The sequence below is a fragment of the Ruminococcus sp. 210702-SL.1.03 genome, from assembly GCF_020559915.1.
Lineage (GTDB): Bacteria > Bacillota > Clostridia > Oscillospirales > Ruminococcaceae > YE71.
The window spans coordinates 1-332 of the sequence record NZ_JAJCLZ010000144.1; the positions used below are offsets into that span (position 1 = coordinate 1).

The following is a 332-nucleotide window of genomic DNA, read 5'->3' on the forward strand; positions in this document are numbered from 1 at the left end:
GGTGCGCTGGCGCAGCCCGGTTGGAAAGACCCTGCTGTGGGCGTTACTGCACTGCGCGTTAAATGGAACAAGGTCAGCGGAGCAAGCGGCTACCGCGTTTACAGACTCATCGGCGGCAAGTGGACTAAAGTTGCTACGCTGCGCGGTGCCGGAACTACCCAGTATCGTGACGGCGGACTGGCTTCTGCTACCGAATACAGCTACAAGGTCAAGGCGTACCGCAAGACCTCGCACGGCACAAAGTGGAGCAAGGCAAGCGCTAAGCTGACAGCGACCACTAAGCCTAAACAGGTCAAGCTCAGCTCGTGCGGAGCTACTGAAACTGCGATCCG

General features: G+C 58.7%; 1 pseudogene. It reads left to right on the plus strand.

The window, feature by feature from the left end:
• A pseudogene (locus LI114_RS13840) lies at window positions 1–332 on the plus strand (fibronectin type III domain-containing protein); the annotation flags it as partial.